General features: G+C 44.7%; 23 protein-coding genes. 6 read left to right on the top strand and 17 right to left on the bottom strand.

All coding sequences use genetic code 11. The features are described 5' to 3' along the window. Window positions 1-79 precede the first annotated feature (79 nt). The 12 genes from MD535_RS03510 to MD535_RS03455 all read right to left on the bottom strand — a co-directional run bounded on the left by MD535_RS03510 (window position 80) and on the right by MD535_RS03455 (window position 9,684). Complete coding sequence (locus MD535_RS03510; RefSeq protein ID WP_265673539.1) at window positions 80-484, bottom strand: GFA family protein; 405 nt, start codon at window positions 482-484, stop codon at window positions 80-82. Window positions 485-602: 118 nt separating this feature from the next. Further along, a complete protein-coding gene (locus MD535_RS03505) occupies window positions 603-1,019 on the bottom strand; it encodes a GFA family protein (protein WP_265673538.1) in 417 nt (138 codons plus the stop codon). A 32-nt stretch (window positions 1,020-1,051) separates the two neighbouring features. Next, complete coding sequence (locus MD535_RS03500) at window positions 1,052-1,441, bottom strand: hypothetical protein (protein ID WP_265673537.1); 390 nt, start codon at window positions 1,439-1,441, stop codon at window positions 1,052-1,054. An 80-nt stretch (window positions 1,442-1,521) separates the two neighbouring features. Then, window positions 1,522-1,989, bottom strand: coding sequence for an OsmC family protein (locus MD535_RS03495; protein WP_265673536.1), 468 nt, complete (start codon window positions 1,987-1,989; stop codon window positions 1,522-1,524). 391 nt (window positions 1,990-2,380) lie between these two features. Further along, window positions 2,381-2,863, bottom strand: a complete 483-nt coding sequence (locus tag MD535_RS03490; RefSeq protein ID WP_265673535.1) for a response regulator — start codon at window positions 2,861-2,863, stop codon at window positions 2,381-2,383. Next, window positions 2,850-4,175: an ATP-binding protein gene (locus tag MD535_RS03485; protein WP_265673534.1), complete on the bottom strand. Its 1,326-nt coding sequence runs from the start codon at window positions 4,173-4,175 to the stop codon at window positions 2,850-2,852. Before MD535_RS03485 ends, MD535_RS03490 begins: the two co-directional genes overlap by 14 nt. A 5-nt stretch (window positions 4,176-4,180) precedes the next feature. Then, entirely contained in the window at window positions 4,181-5,599 is a 1,419-nt protein-coding gene (locus MD535_RS03480) for an SLC13 family permease (protein ID WP_265673533.1), read from the bottom strand. A 275-nt stretch (window positions 5,600-5,874) separates the two neighbouring features. Beyond that, a complete protein-coding gene (locus tag MD535_RS03475) occupies window positions 5,875-6,348 on the bottom strand; it encodes a DUF2947 domain-containing protein (protein ID WP_265673532.1) in 474 nt (157 codons plus the stop codon). A gap of 8 nt (window positions 6,349-6,356) precedes the next feature. Then, complete coding sequence (locus MD535_RS03470) at window positions 6,357-6,944, bottom strand: HD domain-containing protein (protein ID WP_265673531.1); 588 nt, start codon at window positions 6,942-6,944, stop codon at window positions 6,357-6,359. 35 nt (window positions 6,945-6,979) lie between these two features. Then, on the bottom strand, window positions 6,980-7,558 hold the full coding sequence (rimJ, locus tag MD535_RS03465; protein ID WP_265673530.1) for a ribosomal protein S5-alanine N-acetyltransferase: 579 nt from the start codon (window positions 7,556-7,558) through the stop codon (window positions 6,980-6,982). 132 nt (window positions 7,559-7,690) lie between these two features. After that, the gene (gene tyrR, locus MD535_RS03460; protein ID WP_265673529.1) at window positions 7,691-9,232 is read right to left on the bottom strand and encodes a transcriptional regulator TyrR; all 1,542 of its coding nucleotides are present in this window, start codon (window positions 9,230-9,232) and stop codon (window positions 7,691-7,693) included. A 119-nt stretch (window positions 9,233-9,351) separates the two neighbouring features. After that, entirely contained in the window at window positions 9,352-9,684 is a 333-nt protein-coding gene (locus MD535_RS03455) for an STAS domain-containing protein (RefSeq protein ID WP_265673528.1), read from the bottom strand. Between the two features lie 259 nt (window positions 9,685-9,943). Here MD535_RS03455 and MD535_RS03450 point away from each other — a divergent pair, with 259 nt between their 5' ends. Further along, complete coding sequence (locus tag MD535_RS03450) at window positions 9,944-10,816, top strand: DMT family transporter (RefSeq protein WP_265673527.1); 873 nt, start codon at window positions 9,944-9,946, stop codon at window positions 10,814-10,816. 326 nt (window positions 10,817-11,142) lie between these two features. Continuing rightward, on the top strand, window positions 11,143-12,855 hold the full coding sequence (locus MD535_RS03445) for an alkaline phosphatase family protein (protein WP_265673526.1): 1,713 nt from the start codon (window positions 11,143-11,145) through the stop codon (window positions 12,853-12,855). A gap of 106 nt (window positions 12,856-12,961) precedes the next feature. On the opposite strand, the gene glpD is transcribed toward MD535_RS03445, so the two are convergent. Continuing rightward, window positions 12,962-14,491 (bottom strand): glycerol-3-phosphate dehydrogenase, encoded by a 1,530-nt coding sequence (gene glpD, locus MD535_RS03440; protein ID WP_265673525.1) that lies wholly within the window; start codon window positions 14,489-14,491, stop codon window positions 12,962-12,964. A gap of 409 nt (window positions 14,492-14,900) precedes the next feature. Here glpD and glpK point away from each other — a divergent pair, with 409 nt between their 5' ends. Beyond that, window positions 14,901-16,391: a glycerol kinase GlpK gene (gene glpK / locus MD535_RS03435; protein WP_265673524.1), complete on the top strand. Its 1,491-nt coding sequence runs from the start codon at window positions 14,901-14,903 to the stop codon at window positions 16,389-16,391. Window positions 16,392-16,719: 328 nt separating this feature from the next. On the opposite strand, the gene MD535_RS03430 is transcribed toward glpK, so the two are convergent. The 4 genes from MD535_RS03430 to MD535_RS03415 all read right to left on the bottom strand — a co-directional run bounded on the left by MD535_RS03430 (window position 16,720) and on the right by MD535_RS03415 (window position 20,361). Next, window positions 16,720-17,481, bottom strand: a complete 762-nt coding sequence (locus MD535_RS03430) for a DeoR/GlpR family transcriptional regulator (RefSeq protein WP_265673523.1) — start codon at window positions 17,479-17,481, stop codon at window positions 16,720-16,722. Window positions 17,482-17,586: 105 nt separating this feature from the next. Further along, on the bottom strand, window positions 17,587-18,237 hold the full coding sequence (locus MD535_RS03425) for an HAD family hydrolase (RefSeq protein WP_265673522.1): 651 nt from the start codon (window positions 18,235-18,237) through the stop codon (window positions 17,587-17,589). A gap of 121 nt (window positions 18,238-18,358) precedes the next feature. Beyond that, window positions 18,359-19,276 (bottom strand): pseudouridine-5'-phosphate glycosidase, encoded by a 918-nt coding sequence (locus MD535_RS03420; RefSeq protein ID WP_265673521.1) that lies wholly within the window; start codon window positions 19,274-19,276, stop codon window positions 18,359-18,361. Further along, on the bottom strand, window positions 19,270-20,361 hold the full coding sequence (locus MD535_RS03415; RefSeq protein WP_265673520.1) for a PfkB family carbohydrate kinase: 1,092 nt from the start codon (window positions 20,359-20,361) through the stop codon (window positions 19,270-19,272). Before MD535_RS03415 ends, MD535_RS03420 begins: the two co-directional genes overlap by 7 nt. Before the next feature lie 231 nt (window positions 20,362-20,592). Between MD535_RS03415 and MD535_RS03410 the strand changes: the two genes are divergently transcribed. The 3 genes from MD535_RS03410 to MD535_RS03400 all read left to right on the top strand — a co-directional run bounded on the left by MD535_RS03410 (window position 20,593) and on the right by MD535_RS03400 (window position 24,548). After that, entirely contained in the window at window positions 20,593-21,777 is a 1,185-nt protein-coding gene (locus tag MD535_RS03410) for an HD-GYP domain-containing protein (RefSeq protein ID WP_265673519.1), read from the top strand. Between the two features lie 256 nt (window positions 21,778-22,033). Continuing rightward, window positions 22,034-23,173 carry an acyl-CoA desaturase gene (locus MD535_RS03405; protein ID WP_265673518.1) on the top strand — a complete coding sequence of 380 codons (1,140 nt, stop codon included), beginning with the start codon at window positions 22,034-22,036 and terminating at the stop codon, window positions 23,171-23,173. A 151-nt stretch (window positions 23,174-23,324) separates the two neighbouring features. Next, a complete protein-coding gene (locus MD535_RS03400) occupies window positions 23,325-24,548 on the top strand; it encodes an MFS transporter (protein ID WP_265673517.1) in 1,224 nt (407 codons plus the stop codon). The last annotated feature ends 25 nt before the right edge of the window (window positions 24,549-24,573 follow it).

Here is a 24,573-nt window from a genome sequence, read left to right as displayed (position 1 = left end):
CAATACAAATAAAGCCCGTCAACATAACGAAGTCAAATTGGTAGTCACGAATATTAGGACTTTAGCCACTTAAACTTTGTTAACCCGAAGACCTGTCCGCCGGGTGGTTAACACCATCATTAATGACCACCTCACCCAAATCAAAAGGGTTAACGCCCAATAAGCACCCAACATTAAAACCGTACTCTGTTGGGTCTGAGCGTCTTTGATGGTGAGTATAAATGCCACAATTAGAACAAAAATAGTGCTTCGCGGTACCGGTATTAAATTGGTAAAGCTTAAGGAATTCTTGACCTTTTAGTACACGAATACCGTCTAGCTTTACTGAGGCGACAATCGCCCCTTTCCTACGACAGATCGAACAATCACAACGTCTTGGCTTGTCGATGCCATTGGGTAAGTGCAACTCCAGTTCAACGGCACCACAATGACAACGCGCCCTGTGATTAATTTCAATGATTGTATCGCCAACTTGTTTAATCATAACGACTCCCTTTATTTTATGCGGCACGCCGCATGGTAAGCATCCACTTCAGTAAGAAACGTCAAAGCCACTTATAAGCTGTACGATGATTTTAAATATAGGCCTTAATTAAACCTCATTATATTTCACTGGAGAAGTAAGCCATTATCTCGGCGGTCGTCATCTCTTTTGTTTCATTCGAAAAGCAATAATAACTCGGTCGGGCATCGCTAAAATACTGCATATCCATTTCTAGCCCTTCTAAGCTAGAAAACAAGCCTACTGGCATGTTGTATTCCCCTGTTACTTTGAACTTATAGAATAAATGCGTACCGCATTGAGAACAAAAACCACGGGACGCCCACGATGAAGACTCGAACATTTTGACGTTCTCACGACCTTCTATCTTGACCTTTTTTCCGCACTTCACGGCAAAAAATGGCGCGCCGCCCCACGTGCGACATGATTGACAATGGCAGACGGTAAACTTAGGGTTAACCTCTTCCGCGATGATTTTAACTGCCCCACATAGGCAGTTTGTTTCAGCATAAGACATTGGGCATACTCCTAGAGGCAATCGCTGACACTTTACTTACTGATGGCATGTTTAAGCGCATCAACCTGAATTTCAAACACTGGTTTCGATTGTGGATGACTTGAGCCTACCACCGATACCCACTGAACACCGGTTTCATCAATATGTTCAAATTCAACCTGAAGTTCGTATTTTTTAATGTTAAATATGGTGTATACCACACCAACAACAAACGCGATTGGTGCTAACAAAACGCCAAATTCTTCAGGGTATATCATCCACACAACACTCGAAAACAATACGCCAACCAGTACGATTTTAAGTAAGTGATCCGATATCGTATTCAGTTTAACCCGAGCACCTTGAATTTTAACCAAAGGGAACTCATCACGTTTATAACTAAATACACTGGAGGTAATTTTAAACTCTGTGGCCGAAATCATTTGACCCTCCCGACACGTCGAAATGTTTGAGCGCGACGTCGAACAATATTACGCACCGCTCACTGAAAATAAATAGCGTGTTACTCTATGATTTCCGTTGTTACGAGTGTCGTAACGGAATTGGCAATAAAGCAATTTTCATGGGACAAATGGTGCATTTTTTGTAACTGCGCCATTGTAGGGATACGTTTTCCTGAAAACACGACATTGGGACGTAGCACCACCTTGGTCACCGCCAGTTTTCCGGCTTCATTTTCGCCAAGAGTACCGATAGCTTTATCTGTATAACTGTCTATCACATAGTTGCGCTTCGCAGCGATAGAAAGAAAGACCAGCATGTGACAACTCGATAAAGCGGCAATAAACGCTTCCTCAGGATCAACATGTTCTTCTACTGATAGTGGTAGCGGTACCACGTGAGGGGATGGTGAGGCAGGGACAATCAGCCCGCCATCAAATTCCCAACGATGACTGCGGCTATACTGGTTGTCGTGGAAAATTTCGTCGTCGCCTCGCGTCCAAGTGACCACGGCATAATGTTCTGACATGTCATCCTCCTGATTCCGATGTCGATATCACTAAGGGTATTTAATGTACTTCTTGTGTCTTGGTTTTTATTGAAGATGAGTAGAAGCTTTTACTGATGATGCTAGGAACTTCTATTGATAACGGAGAAATTTCTATTCATAAGGGAGAAACGTCCATCTTCATTCATTCCCCATCATAGAGGATGTAACCATAAAAATCTGTCATTAAGAGTATTAACTATGTCGCATATCGTCATTGTCGGATATTGACCACGATGAGAACATAAAATGAGCGCTAGAATGAGTAAAAGTCAGAGGCAAGAGACAAGAGACAGAATAAAGAAACAGAGTAAACTTAATACCCGACTATCATGTCGGGCATTAAAAGTGGCGGTAATGCAAGTGCTTCACTTTAAAACGATGAACTGAGCCTTGCCAGTACCACCTGCTGATCCAATTCTTCATGATATGGCTGGTAGTCCAAGCCGCTGTCAAAAATGAAATGCGTGACTAGCGTGCGGACACATTCCGTTAGCGCCTCGGCATTCCATGGCTTTTCAAAGTAATGGCTTACGCCCGCTGTATTAATGGCGGTAATGGTGTCTGAGTGTGTGGCCTGCCCAGTTAATAGCACTTTTTTCATCCATTTAAATCGACTATCTTGCGAAATGGTGGTCAGTAATTCTACCCCTGTCATTCCTGGCATCACGTGGTCAGAAATAATAACCGCGACGTGTTCACCGTCTGCGTCCAAATCATCCAACAGCTCTAGCACCTCGGCGCCCGATTCACAGTCTTCAATATTTATCCAATTAGACAAGCGCTCCAAATCCTGAACAACGGCACTGAGTACCTCTCGCTGATCGTCTACACAAATAATATTAAGCTTCTCCATTTGCTTCTCCTACTGGTAATTTGACTCGGAAAATAGTTTGTTCTGGACTGCTTTTCACCACAATCGTGCCGCTATTTTCACTCACAATACGTTTAACAATTGATAACCCCAACCCTAAACCAAAACTGAGGCCGCCCTTTTTGGTGGTAAAGTTAGGTTGAAATATTTTTCGTCGAATGGATTCATCTATCTCAGGGCCATTATTAGAAACAGTCACCAAAATACGCTGGTTCACCCAACGGGTTTGAATCTCTATTTCTGGCGCGGCGGTGGTATGCATGGCATCACAGGCATTTTTAATGATGTTGCTCCAGATTTGCACATATTCTGTCGAAGCCCCTTTAATTAACGGCAGGGTTGCCGGGCGCACTCTGACGGAAACAAGACGTAAATCACTTTGCAGCAAAGACAGGGCTTTGTTAATGGTGTCATTAATATCAATCAACTCGTCTTGCTCACTGTCGGTACGCCCTAACTGTTTGACCGACTTTACAATGCCGACGGTATGCCGTGCCGCGAGTCTAAGATCGTGAAGATCACGCCCTAGTTCCCAATACTTTATTGCTTGTTCCGGTCTATCAAGCCACTGTTGTGGTAGCGTCGCAGTACCTAGTGCTTTAGCCAATCGCTTCGCGAGTAAGCGATCAAGTTTGTAGGTACGTTCGATCTGCTTGGCGATCTTTCTCGCCTCGCTAGACGACGTCCATTGTCCTTGCATCAAGCCTAAATCGAAATATTGGCTCGATTCTGGATGCGCTTCTTCTAGTAATTGAATAAGCTCACTTTGCAAATGCTCAGTCTTACTGCTGACCACACCAATAGCATTATTAAGCTCATGAGCAATGCCTGCTGCGAGTTGTCCTAGCGTAGTCATTTGCTCAGCTGTATGTAGCCGTTGTAGCACTTTTTCTTTGGCGATAGCTTCTTGGGTTGCCCGTCGCTGACGCCGAGATAGCTCATTCACGATCACTGGCATAAACTGCGCACTGAGCGGACCTAGCTCGTCCGGCCTAATCGCTGGTGTGTTTTTATCTATCCACGCCAGTTTAACTTGCGTTTTTGCCTTAACGGTTGACGACGCAGTCCACGTGCCAGAAAAGAAACTGTGTACGCCAATAAAAGCGCCACTTGATGCCGTGAATAATTTGGTCAGGTTGCCATCTTCCTCTCGTTCATCAAACCCTTCCAGCTCGCCACTTTGCACATAGTACAGTCGGTCATTATGACCGTGCTGACGTAATACGACATCGCCAGCCATCATCGTCACTTGTCGCGTGGGTTCTGAAAAATAATGTTTTACCAGCTTATCCATATGGGTTATCCAATGTGTCCTACCGCATGCAACAGCCAAACGAGTACAAAACTTAATAGCACACCGACGACGCCAAGAATAATACCAACTTTCGCCATCTGATTACTTTGTACATTGCCCGTGGCATGCGCCAAGGCATTAGGTGGCGTACTAATCGGTAACGACATGCCCAATGATGCCGCAAACGTCACAACCAGAATCAAGGTAATTTCGCCGCCAAGTGGCGCGAGCGATACCATAGACGCGCCTAACGCCGCCATAATTGGCATCAGTAAGTTTGCGGTTGCGGTATGCGACATGAAGTTGGCCATGATGAGACACAAGAATGCAGCGCCAAATAGCACGACGTAAGGGGAATAAGCATCAAAAGGAATACTATGCACCACTAATCGTGCCAGCCCGGTTTTGTCTAAAGCTAAGCCAAGTGCAATCCCGCCTGATACCAACCAAAGTACATCCCACGAGATACGTTTGAGATCTTCTTTATTAATGATGCCTGTCAGAGAGAACACCGCCACTGGAATAAGCGCCACGGTATACGAGTTCATGCCATGCGTTGAGCCCATCAACCATAGGATAATGGTGCCAGCGAAAGTAATGTACACCATGATAGCTTTTGGCGTTTTCAGAAACTTACCTTTGATTGCCAGCTCAATTTTTTTCTGCTCAGCACCATAAAGTGTATTAATCAACACCCAAGCCAGAGCCATCATCACCACAACAAATGGCACGCCAAATGCCATCCATTCACCAAAACTAATGTAGTTTTCACCCACTAGATATTTTAGTGCTATTGCGTTTGGTGGTGTGCCAATAGGCGTACCAATACCACCAATATTGGCGGCGACAGGAATACACAATGCAAAGGCAATGCGTCCGGGATCTTTAGGCCCAAATAAAGCAATCACTGGCGTTAGAATAGACAGCATCATGGCCGTAGTCGCCGTATTTGACATAAACATGGAAAAAACACCGGTTATCAGCATCAAACCGAGCATTACGTATTTAGGATCAGTACCAAACGGTTTCAGCAATACCCTTGCTAGGTTGACGTCTAAACGATATTTCGTCGCTGCCATCGCGAGAAAGAACCCACCAAGAAACAGCATAATTATCGGGCTTGCAAACGTCGCCATGATCTCTTCATATCGCAACAAGGTACCAAAATGCGCCTCACCTTCTTCGGCACGAAACCAATACATGCCTTTATTGGATAGCATAAGAAGTTCCAATACGATGATAACCACAGATGTTGCATAAATTGGAATAGGCTCAAACACCCAACATAATGCCGCTAATAAAAATATCGCGATGACGCGCTGCTGAATAATCGTCAATCCGTCGAAAGGAAATGCAGAGAGAGGTAAAAGTAGTACGATCAGTGGAACTAAGATCGGAATAATGTATTTGAGATAGTGGCGCATAACATGGCTCGTCCTGAGAAATAGCTACATATAACTTTGCTAATAGTGAATAAAAAGTGATTTACTGAGAGCAGTATCACGTTGTTATGCAAAAGCATACTTAGCGTAAGATCAAAGACTTGGCATTTAACTTAGTTACTTTTTTGGAATGTGAGTTAAGTCCATTTTGCGCACAAAAAAGCCTGCAGAGATGCAGGCTTCATATATTCGTTCCACTGATTAGCTGTCCGTATTTAGCTATCAGGATTTGACTATCAGCATTCAACTATCAGCATTTAACTTCGGCGACCGAGTCTAACGGTGCCTTTGGTTGAGAACCATAACGATTCCGGCCTACGACGCCCTAACAGAATTGGACCGTCATCGTAAAACAAAAAGTTCTTCCAATACTTTTTGAAAATCGACCACTTGGTTTCAATCACATTATATTTTTCATAACAAAAATATACCGTCACGTCATCTTGCCAATCAATAAAGTCCGCCACCGCTTCTGGCAACGCGTTGTCATCGGCTTCCCAAGCTTTCATCCAATCGACACTTTCTTGCCAATTGCTGTCTTTCATTGGCCAGTTCTGAGAGGACATACGCTCAGCATCGGGGCTTTGTGCACTGATATTTTCTTTCCAAAACTGTGCTGCACGTGCTTGCGTCATCGGTTTGATGAAAGGCCAATCACTTTCTGGTACAGGCATAGATTGATGAGTGAAAATCCATTTTCTTTGGTATTCATCCAAAGTCGTGTACGACATTCAGTCTCCTAGTGTTTTAACCAGCCGTTCTCTACGGCTTCTTCTATCAGCGATTGTGCTTTATCCCACAGCACTTGTGAACCTTTTTCTATCTTCTGGTTCACCTTCTTGACTTGTTCCTTCGACACATCGTTTTCTAACCAGCTTTGACCTTGATTATGATAGTTCAACAGCATCGGAATTAATCGATCGAGCGCCTTGGCAAACTTTGCCTCAGCACTTTCAGCCGCTTCAAATTCCTGCCAAATAGAAAACAACTCGTCGCCTTGTTCTTGCGGTAGCATCGCAAACAACCGATTTGCCGCCGCTAACTCTTTTTGTTCTTGTTCTAATGATGCGGCAAGATCGTAGACAAAAGTATCACCGGCATCGATTTCCACCATGTCATGCAGCAACAGCATTTTCACCACAACAGCAATATCGACAGGTTCGTTAGCATGCTCTTCTAATAACAACGCCATTATCGCCACGTGCCAGCTGTGCTCTGCACTATTTTCAAAGCGACCCGCTGAGCTTTTTATTCGAGTCCGGCGCAATACGCTTTTAAGCTTGTCCAATTCCATTAGTAATGTGAGTTGCTGTTCAAGACGCTTCATTAGCTGATTCTCCAATATTTACTGGCTGTCCAATATTAGCTGGCTCTCCAATTAGGGTTAATCAACGCCGTCTGGATATGATCCTCCCACTGATCGTTTATCAGCAAGTAATCACTTGCATAGCCCTCTTTTTGAAACCCCATTGCATTAAGTACCGCGGCACTTCGTTCATTATGAGGCATATAACTCGCCGCAATGCGATGTATATTTTGCACATTGAACATATAAGGGATCACCATGGCGAGAGCTTTGCGCATATACCCATGGCCTTGGGCATTTTCGGCTAAAGAGTAGCCTAAATTACATGAGTGAAGTGGAAACCTGACTAGATTGCTCAGCGACACCGTGCCCTTCATCTCTTTTGAATCCGTATCGAAAATTAAGCAATAATAGGCAAGTCCGAGTCGGTGTAACTCTTCTAGCTTAACCAACTTTGCTGCCCAAGTATCCGCTCGATAAAACGCGGAATCTCGCTTGGGCTCCCAAGGCGCTAGAAACGTTTTATTTTCCTGAAAATAGTTGGATATTGTGTACGCATCTGAGGGTTTAGCGGTACGAATCAACACATTCCCATCACGGCAATGTATTCCCACCGCCGAGCTGCTATCTTCCATTATAACTCCCTGATATTTGCCAATGACTGGCGAGATCAAATGCCTTACCAGCGAAAGCCGCAGTGCCTTTAACTAGACCCCTAACGACTTTACGCTATTGCGGTGCTTTATGAGCGCCCGACGTCTTTAACATCAATTTTTGCGAATATTGTAATCACGCAATTTGTTAGCAATGGATGTATGTGACACATTCAATCGCTTTGCTAATTTTCGGCTCGATGGAAATGACTGGTACAGTTTCTCAAGGATTCTTGACTCGTAGTCTTTCATCATGTCATCCAGCGAACCATCTAGATTAAGGTTGACGCCACTTGTTGCAACCGGCTCCAGTTTTGGTAGTTTGAAGTCTTCGATTTGTAAGCTATTGCCTGTGATTTGTGTTAACGCTCGTAACACCGAATTATCGAGCTGCCTCATGTTACCCGGCCAAGGGTAACTGCCTAGATCTTTGACTAAAGTGTCCGTACATTGGGGCTTAGCAATCGCCAGCTTTTGACTGTGCTTAGCAATAAACAGATCCAAAAGTGGAGCAATATCGCTCGCTCGTTCACGCAGTGGTGGAATGGTCAATGTCAGTACATTAAGGCGATAGTATAAGTCTTCTCTAAATGCCCCCTGCTCCGCTAAATCCGCTAGGTTGTGACGGGTAGAAGCGATAATTCGCACATCAACGTGTACTTCATGTTCTTCGCCTACACGTCTAAAAGTACCGTCTTGCAAAAACCTTAACAGTTTAATTTGCAGATGAGGGCTCATTTCACCGATCTCATCGAGCAACACTGTGCCACCATTCGCTTGCTCAAAAATACCTTTATGACCATGCTCGTGATTAAAGGAACCTGGCGCATGACCAAACAATTCTGTTTCCGCCACATCGTCAGGCATAGAAGCGCAGCTCAGCACCAAGAATGGGTTCGATGCGCGGTTTGAGCGGCTGTGACAGGCCTTCGCGAGCATTTCTTTGCCGGTGCCAGTATCGCCTTCAATCAATAAGGGCTGATCGAGCATCGCTAACTTTTTCGCTTGACTCATGAGCGCTTTATGACGGTTTGATACCCCTACAAAATGCTCGAAACCAAGTATGTTATTATCAGAAAGTGACTCCGAAATAATCGCAGTGCTACTTGGCTGAATGCTCATTACCGCACTGGCCAGCACGGTTTCATTAGATTCTCCCGTAATGTAAACGGGCAAAATTTCCATCCAATAATCCATACCATCAACAACAATCGCTTGTTTCTGACGACAAATATCACCTTCAATCCACTTGGAGAAATGAAAACTAGGCAGTAAGTGGGTGATATGTTGGGCAATCGCTTCTTGCTCGCTTTTACCAAGCAATTTTAGCGCGGCGTGATTCGCCATATCGACCGAGCCTTTCAAATTAATAGAAAGTACCGGGTATGGAAGATTTGTTAGCAACGAAACCAGTTCGGTGTTATGCCTTTCACTGGGCATAAATTGAATTTTTCGAACATCTTTAACACCTGAAATTCGTCTAATTTCGGCCATTAGGTCGCGAAATGTATCAAAATCAATATCTGGGCAGTTAAGATAAATAATCCCCGTAATGTCGATTTCTATGCCCCGTAAATCAATATTTCTGGACGCTAAAATGTCCAATAACTCACGAGTCAATCCGAGCCTATCTTCACAAAAGACTTCTAAACGCACTGGGTATTCCTACTGAAAGTGTCACGAAAAGTTGACAGTCAGTGTGTATGACAACGAATGTTACGTCAATAAAAACCACTCGATTTGAATACGAAGTGGCTTGTTTATGCTCAAATTGATCAAGCCATGTCCGCCACTGCGTGATCTATATCACGATAAATATTTAGTAGCTGATCGACTTTGGTCAATTTGAATAAATTAAGGACCGAAGGGCTTTGGCTGACAATGGACATTTCTCCAAATTCATGGGTTTTATGTAATGCCATGATGGTCCCAAGAGCACTGCTATCCATAAAGATCACACCGCTTAAATCAATGAGTAACTTTTCAGAGGTAACCCGATCAAACTGATTAAGGTATTGGCGAAAGTGGGGAATCATTTTGGCATCAAACCGATTCGTCTGCACCTCAATCACGGTGAGTGAATCATTACTATATAAAAAAAATGCCATGCTTGACTCCTGCTCACTACATAAGTTTTCCTGATCTCTTTATTACTATAGAAGGCTCACAGAAAATGCACATAGTTGCACCTTGCGTTTTTCCACGAAATATTGCTCCACATACAAACAAGCCTCCTACAGGTCACCTTCGCAACCTCCACAAAGCCAATAGGTCAGACTATTGCCAAGACTCCATTTTCTTGATGATTTAAGATGGAGTCTTGCCGCCAATTAGCGCAAAATGGACAAAAACCAAGATGTTTTCATTATGACTAACCGTTTTCGCGCTGAATTTATATTAATCTTTACCACTCTACTTGCCGGAGCTGGCTGGGTCTTCTCCAAAGAAGCCATACAGGGGCTTCCTCCTTTTGGTTTCATTGGCCTCCGCTTTTTGCTTGCGTCATTGATCCTGCTACCATTTTGTTTAAAAGCCCTTAGAACGACCAGCTTCAAGGATGGTTTGCGCGCGATGGGGGTAGGTAGTGCGCTCGGGCTGTCTATCTTTTGTTGGATTCATGCCATCTCGATCAGTGAAACACTGGGCGAAGGCGCATTTATTATGAGCCTTTCAATGCTATTCGTACCTATGGTGGCCTGGGGGTTGTTTGGAAATAAACCGGTACGCGCATTTTGGTTATCACTCCCGATTGCACTTGTTGGGCTATTTTTGCTTTCCTGGAATGGCGGATGGCATGCACAGACCAGTCACCTATGGTTTTTAACGGCTGCGGTTGGGCTTGCTGTGCACTTCAACTTAAACAGTAAATACTCAGCACGCTTATCACCGATGCTATTAACCACTCTACAGCTCTTCTCCGCAGGTTGCTTTGGGCTCATCCTTTCTTTTTGCGTCGAGTCATGGCCTGAAACTATTTCAACGGGAACATGGACATGGTTCGGGTTGAGTGTAGTTCTTGCCACCAGCTTGCGTTATTTGATGCAAACTACAGGGCAAAAGTTCGCGCAGCCAACCAACGCTGCATTACTCATGCTTCTTGAGCCAATATGGACACTGATATTAAGTATCATCATTTACTCGGAGCCCATGCCCCTCAACAAAATCGTGGGCTGCGCGGTACTACTCGGTTCACTCATTTTCTATCGCCTTAACTCCATGAGAATAGGCAAAACAGTGTAGTATTTTCTATCGGCACCTTAAATGGTGCCGCACGCTACCAGGCAGCCTATTCCCTATTCCCTATCAAGCATAAGCGATATAACTTTAAAGCAAGTAGAATCCGATACTATTAATATCGCTTAGTTATCAGATGGTTCGGCGATAATTGTCGCTATTATTCTCCCCTTATCATCGAAATTCTCCTAAGCTAAATCATATACTACTGTTTCATGGTATTCACTGGTGCAACACCTTTCGCTTCTATTCTTCAGCATAGGTTCACTACTTTGCACTCAGTAATCTGGCTTGAATATCATCGTGAAATGCATCCTTCTAAAGGAAACCTTATGCCTACTAATGAACGTTTATTACACCTTGCAAAACGCACCACTATTATCGCAACCACAGCCCTTGCAAGCTTCACTCTACACGCTGCTCAATCTCCAAAACTCGTGGTACAGATTACCGTCGATGGACTAAGAGCCGATTTGATCGAGCGCTTCAAAGATAATTTTGGCGAAGGTGGTTTTCGTTATCTTATGGATGAAGGTGTCTATTACACCAACGCTAATTACCAACACGCCAATACCGAAACCATTGTGGGCCATGTTTCGCTAGCCACTGGGGCGCCACCTTCAGTACACGGTATGGTTGGTAACGTTTGGTTTGATAGAAACCTAAACCGTTTGGTTTATAACGTTGAAGACCCAAACTACGCTATGCTGACACAGGGTTCTGGTGTCAATAAAGCCACAGAGATAGACCCTACACAAAAAACCGCTCAGGGTGATGGTCGCTCACCTGCGCCAATTTTGTCTTCAACCTTTAGCGATGAACTAGCGATCGCCAGCAGCGGTCAATCACAAGTGTATTCTGTTTCCGTTAAGGATCGAGGTGCCATTTCTCTCGCGGGTCATGCTGGAAAAGCTTTTTGGTTTTCCAAAGCTCAATCAGAGTTTGTCACCAGTGACTATTACTATGACGAAACCCCTGCATGGGTAACAAAGTGGAATGAAAAAGCACTACCTGCACGCTACTCGGGCAAAAAGTGGCAGTTGTCTTTGGATAAGGAGGCATACACCGTCATAGAACATAATCAAGATCACAAAGTCGAATTGGCGGGCTTTCAAAGAACCTTCCCGCATCCTTATGGTCCAGCATCCTTCCAATACTATTCAACTATGCTAACAGTAAGCCCAGCGGGTGATGAGATTACCGCCGATTTCGCCAACACATTAATTGCCGAGAAAAAGTTGGGGCAAGGGGATAGCACGGACTTTCTAGCAGTCAGTTTTTCTTCAAACGATTACGTCATTCACCTCTACGGCCCTTCAAGCTTAGAAACGGAAGACAATCTGATCCGTCTTGACCGCACGCTTGCGGCTATGTTCGAGTCTATCGACAAATCTGTGGGGTTAGATAACACCTTAATTGTGCTTTCTGCCGATCACGGAGTACCTGAAGCGTCACCTACTGCAAATCAGCTGGGTTTGAAGCAGCCGTTTTATTTCCAAAAAGATGCACTTTGGCAATCAGGGTTAGAAGCGAGGCTAAACACTGAATTTGGTTTAAGCAAAGAGGTTATTAAGCTCTACGCCCAGCCTTACATCTATCTTGACCATGAGATGATTAAAGACAAGAAATTGAACTTAGCCAAGGTGCAAGAAGCCGTTGCTGAGGAAGTGGTAAACATTACCGGAATTTCCAGCGCCGTCACCAGCAATGATATTGCCATGAATCAAGTCGCCAATACGCGAGTGAATCAACTCATTCGCAACAATTACCATCCTGCTCGCTCTGGCGATATTTATTTGGTTTTTGATCAAAGAACCTATATCAACGATATGGATGGGCTCACTATTGCTTCAACCCATGGTTCACCATGGCGATTCGATACTCACGTTCCGGTGATTTTTGCTGGAAATCAGTTGAAAGCGCAAACCGTGAGTCGAGCGGTGACGCCTTATGACATTGCACCAACACTGTCTAACTATCTCGGCATTAATACACCAAGCGGCGCCACGGGTGACGTACTGGTTGAAGTCGTCGACGTTAAGTAAGCGGATGCTACCAATAACCATAACAATGCCGCGACTGAAACAGAGCGGCATTGTTATTTATGGTATGTGCAAAAAACAGCACTCATCAAACACAGACGCTATTATCTCAACCCACCGATTTCAGTGATGGTCTGTCGCGTTTTAGCGCCACCGAAGCGATGTATTCCGTTAGCGCGTTCAATTGAATGTTATCTATCGCCAAACCCAACTTGCCACGGCGCCATAACATATCCTCAGCGGTCACCGCCCATTCAGCGTCGATCAAATAATCCACCTCGACTTGATACAGTCCTGCACCAAATGTCTGTCCTAAATCCCCTATCGCCTGCTTGCCTTCTAATAGCGTATAAATCATGGTTCCATAAGCGTGTACCCATCGCTTAACCAAAGACTCCTCCATCCAGCGATGTTCGTTCATCACCTCGGCAACTAAGCTTTCGCGATTAGAGAAATTACCTCCGGGTAGTGCTGCGGTTCGGGTCCACTCAGGTCCCATTTTCGGAAAAAATGGCGCAAGTTTATCGACAGCGGCTTGCCCCAGTTTTCGATAGGTGGTGAGCTTACCACCAAAAATAGACAATAAGGGGGCATCGTTAAGGGAATCATCCAACTCAATCGTGTAATCGCGAGTAACCGCCTGAGGGTCATCTGACTCGTCATCGCATAGCGGTCTAACGCCTGACCATGTAGTAATAATATCGTCTGCGCTAATTGTGTGGTTAAAATGCTGATTGACCACATCACACAAGTAGGCAATTTCACTATCGTCGATCGTCACCTCACTTGGGTTACCCTGATATTCAACATCCGTCGTTCCTACTAATGAGTAGTGCTCCATATAAGGAATCACAAACACAATCCGGTTATCTTCATTTTGTAAAATGAACGCCTTGTCACCGCTGTACATTCGAGGCACAACAATATGGCTACCTTTTACTAAGCGAATACTACGGGGCGAAACCATATCAAGCTGGCGGTCAAAAAAACGGTCAACCCAAGGTCCTGCCGCATTCACTAACGCCTTGCAACGAACGCTAGACACGTCCCCTGTCAAGCGGTGTTCAATGTCAATTTGCCATTCGTCGTTACTACGCTGCGCTTTAATGCATTTGGCTCGGGTATGTATTTCTGCACCTTTCTCCCTCGCCAATTTTGCATTGGTTACCACTAAACGGGCATCATCAACCGCGCAATCTGAATATTCGAAACCAACCGTCATTTCTGATTTTAACGGACTTTCCTCACCTGTAAACGTTACACCATGGCTTCGAGCTAAAGACACGCGCTTGCCTAACGTGTCATACAAAAACAGTCCCGCTCGAATCATCCAAGCTGGACGTAGATGCGCGCGATGAGGAAGCTGAAAACGGAGAGGAGAGACAAGGTGTGGGGCGTTTTTCAGTAACACCTCTCTCTCCGCAAGCGCTTCTGACACTAACCGAAACTCATAGTGCTCTAAATAGCGCAAGCCTCCATGAATCAGTTTACTGCTAGCAGATGAAGTCGCAGAAGCAAGATCATTCATTTCATAGAGTGCAACTTTCAATCCACGACCTGCAGCATCCGCAGCCACTGCAACGCCGTTTATCCCGCCGCCAATCACCACTAAATCATACATTTTTGTTGAGATATCCATCTTTGCTCACCCTTTTTCGAAACCGAATAACACGCGTCAGCGCTCGTTTAATTAACTATAATGTTCGCAAACGAAAAAATCGAGCGTTTTGTATACTTATTTATATTTCTTAACGCTGGGCTATTTTTGTCACACTTCGTTAATACTTAAGTGTTACAAGGCAAGTTTTGCGAGATAGGTACAAGCAAATTGTTCGAATAATTATTAAACTGTCTTGAGTTGTACGCTAGCATGGTCGATAACGAACATTTAGAACCGTAACGTGACAAAGGTAGTAACCGCCAATGTGTCCAACGTTGTTCACTAGGATTAAGTTCGCTAGGATTAATCACGCAGTTCGGTGAGATACAGCACACTATTGGGGATTTTAAAATCCAATCTATTTCCATAAAAACAAAATGAGAACGATATGAACCAGCATAAAAAAGTCGTCGTTGCATTAGACCAAGGTACTACTAGCTCACGCGCTATCGTCTTCGACCGCGATGCCAACGCCGTGTGCTCAGCACAAAGAGAGTTCACTCAAATCTATCCGCAACCAGGTTGGGTCGAACATGATCCTATGGAGATATGGGCAACACAGCGTTCATCTTTGACCGAAGTGCTTGCTCAAGCGGATATCGCCAACGAAGATGTTGCCGCCATTGGCATTACTAACCAACGTGAAACCACCATCGTTTGGGACAAAGAGTCCGGTCAACCCATTTACAATGCCATTGTTTGGCAATGTCGCCGCACGGCCAACTTTTGTGACCAGCTCAAGCAAGATGGTCATGACACCATCATTAACCAACGTACCGGACTGGTCGTTGACGCGTACTTTTCTGCCTCTAAAATTGCGTGGATACTCGACAACGTCGACGGAGCTCGTGAGCGAGCCGAAAAAGGTGAGTTGCTATTTGGCACCGTAGACACTTGGTTAGTTTGGAAGCTCACTCATGGTAAGTCGCATGTGACCGATGTCAGTAACGCCTCGCGAACGATGCTATTTAATATTCATACGCTGCAATGGGATAGCACTCTGCTTGATATTTTTAATATCCCTAAGTCGATGCTCCCCGACGTCAAATCAAGCAGTGAGATATATGGCTATGCTCATATTGGTGGTGGGACAGAACACATTCCAATCAGTGGTATTGCCGGCGATCAACAAGCGGCACTTTTTGGTCAACAATGCTTTAAAAAAGGCATGGTAAAAAACACTTACGGTACTGGGTGCTTTCTATTAATGAACACGGGTGGCACACCCATGCGCTCTAAGCACGGTCTACTGACGACGATCGGCTACCAAGTTGGGGACAGCGTGACCTACGCATTAGAAGGCAGCGTCTTTATGGGTGGGGCGACGATTCAGTGGCTTCGTGATGAACTGGGCTTAATCCGTGATGCACAAGACACGCAGTATTTTGCAGAAAAAGTTAGTGACACAAATGGCGTGTACTTGGTGCCTGCATTTGTTGGGCTAGGAGCCCCGTATTGGGACCCACATGCTCGTGGTTCTTTAACAGGACTCACACGAGGTACCAATCGCAATCACATCATTCGTGCCGCACTAGAATCCATTGCCTATCAAAGCCGCGATGTACTTCTTGCGATGGAAGAAGACTCTGGTATCAAGCTGACCCAAATTCGTGTCGATGGCGGTGCGGTTGCCAATGACTTCTTAATGCAATTTCAAGCCGATATTATGGGCAGTAAAGTCGTTAGACCCGTTGTGCGTGAATCCACCGCATTGGGTGCTGCTATGTTAGCGGGGCTGGCGACTGGGTTTTGGCAAAGCCAAGATGAACTGGCTGATAAAAAAGAGATTGAGCGTGTATTTCGTCCAGCCATTGATCGGCAGCAACGTGACACCCTATATCGCGGTTGGGAAGAGGCTATCGGGCGGACTAAATCCTAATCCCGAGACGTTTCGCAACGTCGACAGGGCTTTACTAGAGCCTAAATATTATAGTTTTATGGGGCCTAAATAAAAAAAGCCTTGCTGCACAACACAGCAAGGCAACATCAGTACCGTATCTAATCGATACTATGTCTAAGTTGGATGCGCGACCGAGTTGAAAGTGGACGATCAACTGCTCACGTGGATTATTACATCACATTCATCTCGCTCACTACAGCAGATAACCTCATCAATAAGTGTCAAAGCTACGGCATTTAATAACGAATTGTATCTAAATATAAAAGACCATACATTTAGCATGAAAATGGGCTCATCCAACTTGTGTTTATTCGCACACATACCAATCAATATCACTTTGTTCCATGATATCAATAAGCTCTTGTGGCGGCTGTTCATCGGTAAAAAATGCATCAACCTGAGAAATATGCCCTAAATTCACCATAGCCCCACGGTTAAACTTCGTGCTATCTGCCGCTAATAATGTTTGACCGGAACACTCCATGATAGCTTGCGCTATACGAACTTCAGAAAAATCAAAGTCAAGTAAACTGCCGTCTTCATGGATTCCAGAGATACCTAAGATGCCAAAGTCTAGACGAAACTGTTCAATGAACTCTTTCGCCGCTTCACCAATAATGCCACCATCTTTATTACGGATCTGTCCACCAGCAACAATGACGGTGAAATCATCTTTTACTCGCAAAATGTTCGCGACGTTAATGTTGTTGGTTACGACTTTCAGGTCTTGATGATTCAATAGTGCGAGAGCGACCGCTTCTGTCGTCGTACCAATATCAATAAATAGTGACGAACCATTTGGGATTCGACGCACCAAAGCATTCGCAATCCGTGTCTTCTCTTCTTGATAATGAACTTTTCTCGCCGAATAGGCTTCGTTCTCAGTACTTGAATGCAATGATGCACCGCCGTGGTGGCGCGTGACCAATCCCTGTTTAGCTAAATCATTTAGATCGCGACGAATGGTCTGTGGGCTAACCCCAAATTCGTCAACAAACTCTTCGGTATTGACAAAACCGCTTTGTGTCAGCATCGCAAGAATTTCACGATGGCGCTGCGTTTGCTTCAAAACGTCACTCCACTATTCTCCAAGAAATTCAATTATATACCCAAATGACTTCAAAATGCAGAATTCATCACGCGTTCGAAGAGGCAATTTGGGAACAGATACAAACTATTTTGATAACTCCAGGTAGACGGAGAATAGTGATTCATGCGTATGTGGATTTAGTGCGCGTACTTCATCACAAGGCTCAACCAGATCAAGGATTTGATAAGTTTTCATCGTCGCCGCCATGGCTGATTTCACACCATTATTGGAGTCTTCAAACGCCAAACAAGTCTTCGGTTCAACACCTAATCGTTGTGCCGCAAGTAAGTAAATTTCTGGATGAGGCTTGCCATGTGTTACTTCGCATCCCGTCGTGATATTACTAAAATACGCGTCTAATCCCGCGAGTTTAAGTTTCACCTCAGCGACATCACGCTGCGTAGATGTGGCAACGGCCAAAGGAATGTTATTTGACGTTAGCCAATCAAGAAGTGCAATGGCCCCCTTTTTAACCGGAATCGCTTGATGAAGTACCACAGCATCGTAGTTTTTACGCCATTCTTGATGGATCAATTCATAGTCAATCACATCTTTGTAGCCCTCGGTAAGACGAGTACGGATCGTTTTCGCATTGCAACCTATGATTGAAAGGTACAGCTCTTCAAAAAACGGTACCCCAAGTGTTTGACAGGCTTCACTAAACACCTTTTTACATACATTCTCGGTATCGAGTAACAATCCATCCATGTCGAAGATTGCGGCTTTAAACATCATAAGGCTCACTTAACTAACAAAAATTGCTAGCATTTTGCCTTAACTATTTAATGATTACTACCGCAGGTCCTGTCAGCGTTTTACTACGGCATCTCAATTAGCGCAGCCTGTAGGGTATGTGCTAGCTTTGGCAATACTCTTTGGCAATCTCAGCGCCTAACTTAGCATTATTGAGTACCAATTGAATGTTTGAGTCCAAGCTGTTTCCACCCGTTAATTCGCAGACGCGCGCCAATAAAAATGGTGTAGAGTCTTTGCCCGATATACCTTGCTCATCCGCTTCTGCCAACGCCTGCTCGATAACGGCATTAATTCGTTCAACAGGCATTGCAAACTCTTGCGGTATTGGATTGGCTACCACAACCCCACCAGTTAATCCCATCGTCCACTTTGCTTTCAAGGCCGCTGCAATCTGCTGTGCACTATCTAGGCGATAGTCCACCCCGTGCTCGCTTTCTCGCGTATAAAACGCCGGTAAGCTACTTGTCTGATAACCAATCACTGGAACGCCCTGTGTTTCAAGGTATTCACGCGTCAGTGCCAGATCTAAGATTGATTTTGCGCCCGCACAAACCACTGCCACATCGGTACTGGCCAATTCTTGAAGATCAGCTGAAATGTCAAACGTTTCCTGAGCGCCTCGATGTACGCCACCAATACCGCCTGTCGCAAACACTTTAATACCTGCCATTTCCGCAAGGATCATCGTGGCGGCGACGGTCGTTGCACCGTCTTTTTTACCCGCTACCATAAATGGGATATCACGTCGGCTCACTTTAGTCACGGCCGTACCTGCTTGACCAAGATGCGTAATTTCCGCCTCACTCAACCCGACTTTAAGTCGCCCTTCTATAATGGCGATGGTTGCCGGGGTCGCACCTGAATCTCGTATGGTTCGTTCTACAAGCAGCGCCGTCTCTACGTTACGAGGATAAGGCATACCATGTGAGATAATGGTGGACTCCAGTGCGACAACCGGCCGATTATTGGCTAAAGCATCGGCAACTTCCGGTAATATATCTAAATAGGTGTTTAACATGCTACTTCCTTAATCAAGCGTGTTACCGCTCTTTCTGACATAATAGTATTGATGGTCGAATTGGACTGTAAGGCTAACATCGCTGCGCCTAGCGCAAAATTTACGCTCTGTGACCAATCCCAACCGGTTATAAATCCGTGTGTCACGCCCGCCATTAGGGCATCCCCTGCCCCCGTCACATTATTCACTGCAACGTCTTGGGCAGGGATAAATTGACCAACACCTTCGCAGCTAGAAAACGCGCCTTGTCGCCCTAAACTGATGAGCATTTGGCTCACCCCTTTGTCGTGCAACCGCTTTGCTAGTTCAGGTAAATCATCTATGTGACTCAGCGTATAACCCGCCAAAAGCTCCGCTTCCGATAGGTTGGGTTTTAAGGTATGAATTTGATGGAGATAAGGGGTAAGTTTCTTGGCTTTCACACTAGACACAGGGTCAACAAATATCGGTTTATCCGCGTGGGCATAGAACAGGTAGTCCAACGCGCTTTCACTTAGGTTGGCATCAAGAACAATGGCAGAGGCGCACTTTAGAATATTGGCTCGTTTTGCCAATTGCTCTCCGGTCAGGGCATCAATTAAGGACATATCATTGAGCGCAAGTTGCAGCTCCCCTACGGGGTCATGGATAGACAGGTAAGTACTGGTTGGCTTACCGGTTACTGTCAGCACATGTTCGATACCCATGCTCGCTTGTCGACACGCGTCTTTTAATTGTTCACCCCAAAGATCATCACCAACGGCACCAATGAATTCAACCTTGCTGCCCAAACGACTGAGATTGTCTGCGATATTTCTTGCCACGCCTCCAGCACTCGATGTAAGCGCGCCAGGGTTGGAGTCGCCCATGATAAGCTCAGCATTAGATCGACCGCATAGATCCATATTGGCGCCGCCAACAACGGTCACGTATCGCTCCGGAGCGATCACGTATCCTTTACCATGAATAAACCCTTTACGAGTCAAATTCATAATATGACCCGCGACCGCACTGCGGCTTAATCCTAACTGCTCTGCCAATGTTTGCTGGGCTATCATCGGGTCTTGTTTGATTAACTCTAGAATCTGTTGCTCACGTTCCGTCATAAACATATGTCCGCATAGTCAAACACTTGTTTGCAACATTACCGTTTAAAAAAACACCAGGCAAACGTTTTCATCATCAATATCATTACCTTGATAGAGAGATCACAAGTCAAAGATGCAACTTATTGTTCATCGCTTTTCATCATTGGGTGCGAAGTTGATCACTTGAACTCACGGCATAATCCTGTCTACTATTCAAATAACCATATAAAAACTATTGATAAGAAACGTATGGATTATATTGATTGCATCTCAACAACAAACCGCGCTCTAAGCTGTCGCAATGGCATAGATGAATTATTTGACTCCCTCAAAGTCAGCTATCCACTGCTGTCACGACTCTGCGTCACCGTGACTCATTCAGATTATTTAGAGAACTTTCACGTCATTGATTCTCAGCATACTGGCGATCGTTATGATGTGGTATCAATGGCTTCTTCTTCCTGTCTGTCTCTTATGCAAATCATTGAGAATGAAGAAATTCGTATTGTCTCTGACCTAGCTGAATTACCCAACAATGAGCGAGTCAGAAAGCTCCGTTCTCTTGGACACCAAAGCAGTCTCACTATGGGTATTAAGCTGAATCAAACGGAAGGGGCACTACTTTTTTTTAATTCCACGCAACCTGGCTATTTTGAAAACGGCGCCTTGCATTCGGATCTTTTGTTTGTCAAAGAAGTGATCTTTAGTCTGCTCTGTCATGATAAAAACAAACATCAGATGTTGCTCCAAGCATTAAAACTGGCGTTAAGCATTAGTCATAAACGTGATCCGGAAACAGCGGATCATTTACACCGAATGGGTCTATACAGCAAGCTCCTTGCCGAATTACTAGCGAAATCTCAGCCTATTAATCACCGGTTTATTCAATGGATTGAACTCTACGCGCCATTTCATGATATTGGGAAATATCGCATTCCTGATGAAATCCTTTTTAGCACTAAACGTTTTACGACTAAAGAAAGAAGCATCATGAATCAGCATGTTCATTATGGCGTCGATATTATTGATGATGTGTTAACGACAATTGATGCTGTTCACTCCACCAGTGCTGAAATAGAATTTTTGAAAAATATTATCCTATGTCACCATGAACGTTATGATGGTAAAGGTTATCCATTAAATCTCGCCCATACCGCAATTCCGCTGGAAGCTCGTATAGTCAGCATCGCTGATGTCTTCGATGCGCTCGTTAGCAAAAGAGCCTACAAACCGGCATGGCCTATCGAACAGACAAAACAATATATCGCGGCACAAACCGGTAAAGCATTCGACCCAATGATCGTAGACATTCTCGTGTCTAACTTCGAACGTTTTGAAGCCATCTACCAACAATATCCGCCTCAAGAGAACGACGTGGATTGCAGTATGGCAAAACGAAAACCCACACCTAAAACGGCTAAATCAACACAATAACCCAAGACTCACTAGCTGAAGTGACCACACCTCTTTAAATTCAGCTTTAACGTTTATTTCAGCTTCAGGTTAAACCTTGCAGCCTTGCTGCTTGGTGCCAACCCACGCTGGATTCACGCCCATCACTTACCCTTTGTAACAACTCTTTTTATGCCATACGCCAAAATTTAATTAGTCCATTTGACTTACAACTGTACGCTGATATTCTAGCGTACAAGCGTAAGCTTAAATGGACAATCAACTCGGTCAGGAACTTATGAGCAAGACAAATAAACCTCCAATTATATGGCTAAACGTCACCATTTTTTTGGGGACATTCTTACTGGCAACACTCGGCGTGACTTGGTATGGCATCGCCTATGGCTACACGGCTCATCACTGGGTTTGGTTGGTGATTAGCTTTATTTTCTGTGGAATGTCTATCACCGCTGGATACCACCGTTTATGGTCACACAAGACCTATAATGCCCACCCTGTCATGCGTTACATTTTTGCTATCGGGGGCGCTTTTGCCTTACAAAACAGTATTCTTCACTGGTCCTCCGATCATCGTGTTCACCACAAGCATGTCGACAACAATGACAAAGATCCCTACTCTGCGAAGCGAGGGTTTTGGTATTCCCACATCGGTTGGATGTTAAGAGAGTACCAAGCATCTCGGTATACTGATTATAAGAACTGCCGAGATATACAAAAGGATCCGGTCGTTATGTGGCAACATAAATACTATGTGCCATTAGCGTTGTTGATGAATGTGGGCCTCCCTATCGGTCTTGGTTTACTTTACGGTGACCTACTCGGCTTTATGCTAGTGATTGGTGCCTTACGTTTAGTGCTAAGTCACCACACTACCTTCTTCATTAACTCGCTAGCACACGTTTGGGGCTCCCAGCCTTACACCACTAAAAATACCGCGAGAGACAATGGGGTGCTGGCCTTTCTGACCTTTGGCGAGGGCTATCATAATTTTCATCACATCTTTGAACATGACTACCGAAACGGCATCCGTTGGTGGCAGTTTGATCCCACTAAATGGCTAATTAAAAGTTGTTCTTGGTTCGGGCTCACGAGTGATCTTAAGCGTGTTTCCTCCTACAAAATAGAGAAAGCGCGATTGGCTCGAACACTCCAAGTAGCAAAAATTAAGGCGGTCTCTTTGCCGGACTCCGATCGTATCGTCGCAATGATTGAACATGAGTTTCAATTGCTTGTGTCTAAACTAAAAGAATACGACGATCTAAAAAAACAATGCATTAAAGACGCAAAGCATAATGTGAAACAGAAATATGAGCAGGCGCTCCTTTCTATTCAGTTAGAGCAACTTGAGCGTCATCTTAAGTTAAAAAAACAACAATGGCGTCACCTAGTCAATAACCCTCAGCAAGCGCTATCTTAATAGTTTGATTATTGGTGGCTGTATCTAAGCGGCCACCTAATCTCACCAGAATATCTATCCATTCCATTCAAATAATTTGACGCTCAGTGACCTCCTACCGGCTTCTATTTCTTTTACACTGTTAGCTCGATCTACTTATCGCACCTGAAAAATGAAACGATCTTCCTTATGGTTAACAAGCCAAGCCTCCATGGGCATTGTCCAATGGATTGGCGTCGCCATTATTCTTGCCCCACTCATTTTACAACGCACATCTAGTGGCTTATTGGTCGGTCAGGTCATGTTAATTTTGGGACTGACTGGCTTAGTGGCACCGCTGCTCGGTGCTATAGCCGACCGCTACTTACTCCATCGCCAATTACATCTAAGTGCGATGCTTTGTCACTGTGTCGCTTTATTTATTTTGATATTCGTCAATCAGACTCATTGGCACTATTGGTTTGTCGCATTGTGCATTGGTTTAGGAAGCAATCTCTTACTCATTCTAAATCCAACCTTTGCGATTCGCCTAAACCAAGAGGCAAAAGAAAAAGCCAATGCGTTGAGGTTGCTCTTTCAATTTCAAATGGTTGGAGTGGTTGTCGCAGGTGTCGCCATGGGCGTCGTGCATCTGTTTTCCCTTTCAACCAACATGCAACTTGCCGTATTACTGGCACTGGATATCGGCTGCCTCACCATCACCCTATTACATCCGCCACAATCTATTCCGTCATCACCAGAGAGCACTGAAAGTAACGTCAGTTCAAATGACGCAATGGCAAGAAAGAGCTCAAGGACACTTTGGTTTGGTTTCGTTTTGTGTGTTTTGTTGTCTATGTTTGTGGGTTCGAATATGGTTGAAATGGGGCCCGTGATTATTGCTCAGGCTTTTGGTGTCGACCTGTCTCATTCTTCATTTGGTATGGCAGCAGCAGCGCTTATTACTTTCGTCGCGTTAGCTCCAGCAGGAAAGTGGATGGAAAAACATGGCGGCCACATGCTTTGGCTAGGAACGGTATTCATTAATACCTTCGTTGGCGTCAGTATTTGGTTCATGTTTGGAAACGATGTCTTAGCACTATTTCCGCTGTCGTTGATACTTATATCAATCATAAATGGCGCATGGAATGATATCTCCATTGCCAGTTTCGCTGATGAAATTAGCCCTTTTGGACCGGCGACTAGCCAAGGTTACATGGCTGCTGCGGTCTCTGTCGGATTTTCTATAGGGACTTATATCGTCGGTTACCAACTGGATCATCAGGATATCGAGGGTGTGATGGCATTCTTAGCAATAAGCGGTATTGGCGTCTTAGTCGCGGCAGGCATCGTGATGTCGATGTATCACTACGGCAATACCGCTGTGCGAAACCAATCCAAAGCTCCCATGCCGTAGCGCTAGTCTGCATCGCTTAAGCGCA

It is taken from the genome of Vibrio qingdaonensis (assembly GCF_026191675.1).
GTDB lineage: Bacteria > Pseudomonadota > Gammaproteobacteria > Enterobacterales > Vibrionaceae > Vibrio > Vibrio qingdaonensis.
Note: the sequence above shows the minus strand (reverse complement) of the source record. Positions and strands in the feature narration are given on the sequence as shown.

Bases quoted from the DNA above. Each gene is read 5' to 3' on its own strand.
- MD535_RS03450 (WP_265673527.1), top strand. From the start codon at position 9,944: ATGACTAACCGTTTTCGCGCTGAATTTATATTAATCTTTACCACTCTA.
- MD535_RS03485 (WP_265673534.1), bottom strand. From the start codon at position 4,175: ATGGATAAGCTGGTAAAACATTATTTTTCAGAACCCACGCGACAAGTG.
- MD535_RS03510 (WP_265673539.1), bottom strand. From the start codon at position 484: ATGATTAAACAAGTTGGCGATACAATCATTGAAATTAATCACAGGGCG.
- MD535_RS03490 (WP_265673535.1), bottom strand. From the start codon at position 2,863: ATGGAGAAGCTTAATATTATTTGTGTAGACGATCAGCGAGAGGTACTC.
- glpK (WP_265673524.1), top strand. From the start codon at position 14,901: ATGAACCAGCATAAAAAAGTCGTCGTTGCATTAGACCAAGGTACTACT.
- MD535_RS03415 (WP_265673520.1), bottom strand. From the start codon at position 20,361: ATGACGGAACGTGAGCAACAGATTCTAGAGTTAATCAAACAAGACCCG.
- MD535_RS03475 (WP_265673532.1), bottom strand. From the start codon at position 6,348: ATGTCGTACACGACTTTGGATGAATACCAAAGAAAATGGATTTTCACT.
- MD535_RS03445 (WP_265673526.1), top strand. From the start codon at position 11,143: ATGCCTACTAATGAACGTTTATTACACCTTGCAAAACGCACCACTATT.
- MD535_RS03455 (WP_265673528.1), bottom strand. From the start codon at position 9,684: ATGGCATTTTTTTTATATAGTAATGATTCACTCACCGTGATTGAGGTG.
- MD535_RS03420 (WP_265673521.1), bottom strand. From the start codon at position 19,276: ATGTTAAACACCTATTTAGATATATTACCGGAAGTTGCCGATGCTTTA.
- MD535_RS03495 (WP_265673536.1), bottom strand. From the start codon at position 1,989: ATGTCAGAACATTATGCCGTGGTCACTTGGACGCGAGGCGACGACGAA.
- MD535_RS03505 (WP_265673538.1), bottom strand. From the start codon at position 1,019: ATGTCTTATGCTGAAACAAACTGCCTATGTGGGGCAGTTAAAATCATC.
- MD535_RS03400 (WP_265673517.1), top strand. From the start codon at position 23,325: ATGAAACGATCTTCCTTATGGTTAACAAGCCAAGCCTCCATGGGCATT.
- MD535_RS03425 (WP_265673522.1), bottom strand. From the start codon at position 18,237: ATGATGTTTAAAGCCGCAATCTTCGACATGGATGGATTGTTACTCGAT.
- glpD (WP_265673525.1), bottom strand. From the start codon at position 14,491: ATGGATATCTCAACAAAAATGTATGATTTAGTGGTGATTGGCGGCGGG.
- MD535_RS03480 (WP_265673533.1), bottom strand. From the start codon at position 5,599: ATGCGCCACTATCTCAAATACATTATTCCGATCTTAGTTCCACTGATC.
- rimJ (WP_265673530.1), bottom strand. From the start codon at position 7,558: ATGGAAGATAGCAGCTCGGCGGTGGGAATACATTGCCGTGATGGGAAT.
- MD535_RS03410 (WP_265673519.1), top strand. From the start codon at position 20,593: ATGGATTATATTGATTGCATCTCAACAACAAACCGCGCTCTAAGCTGT.
- MD535_RS03470 (WP_265673531.1), bottom strand. From the start codon at position 6,944: ATGAAGCGTCTTGAACAGCAACTCACATTACTAATGGAATTGGACAAG.
- MD535_RS03405 (WP_265673518.1), top strand. From the start codon at position 22,034: ATGAGCAAGACAAATAAACCTCCAATTATATGGCTAAACGTCACCATT.
- MD535_RS03500 (WP_265673537.1), bottom strand. From the start codon at position 1,441: ATGATTTCGGCCACAGAGTTTAAAATTACCTCCAGTGTATTTAGTTAT.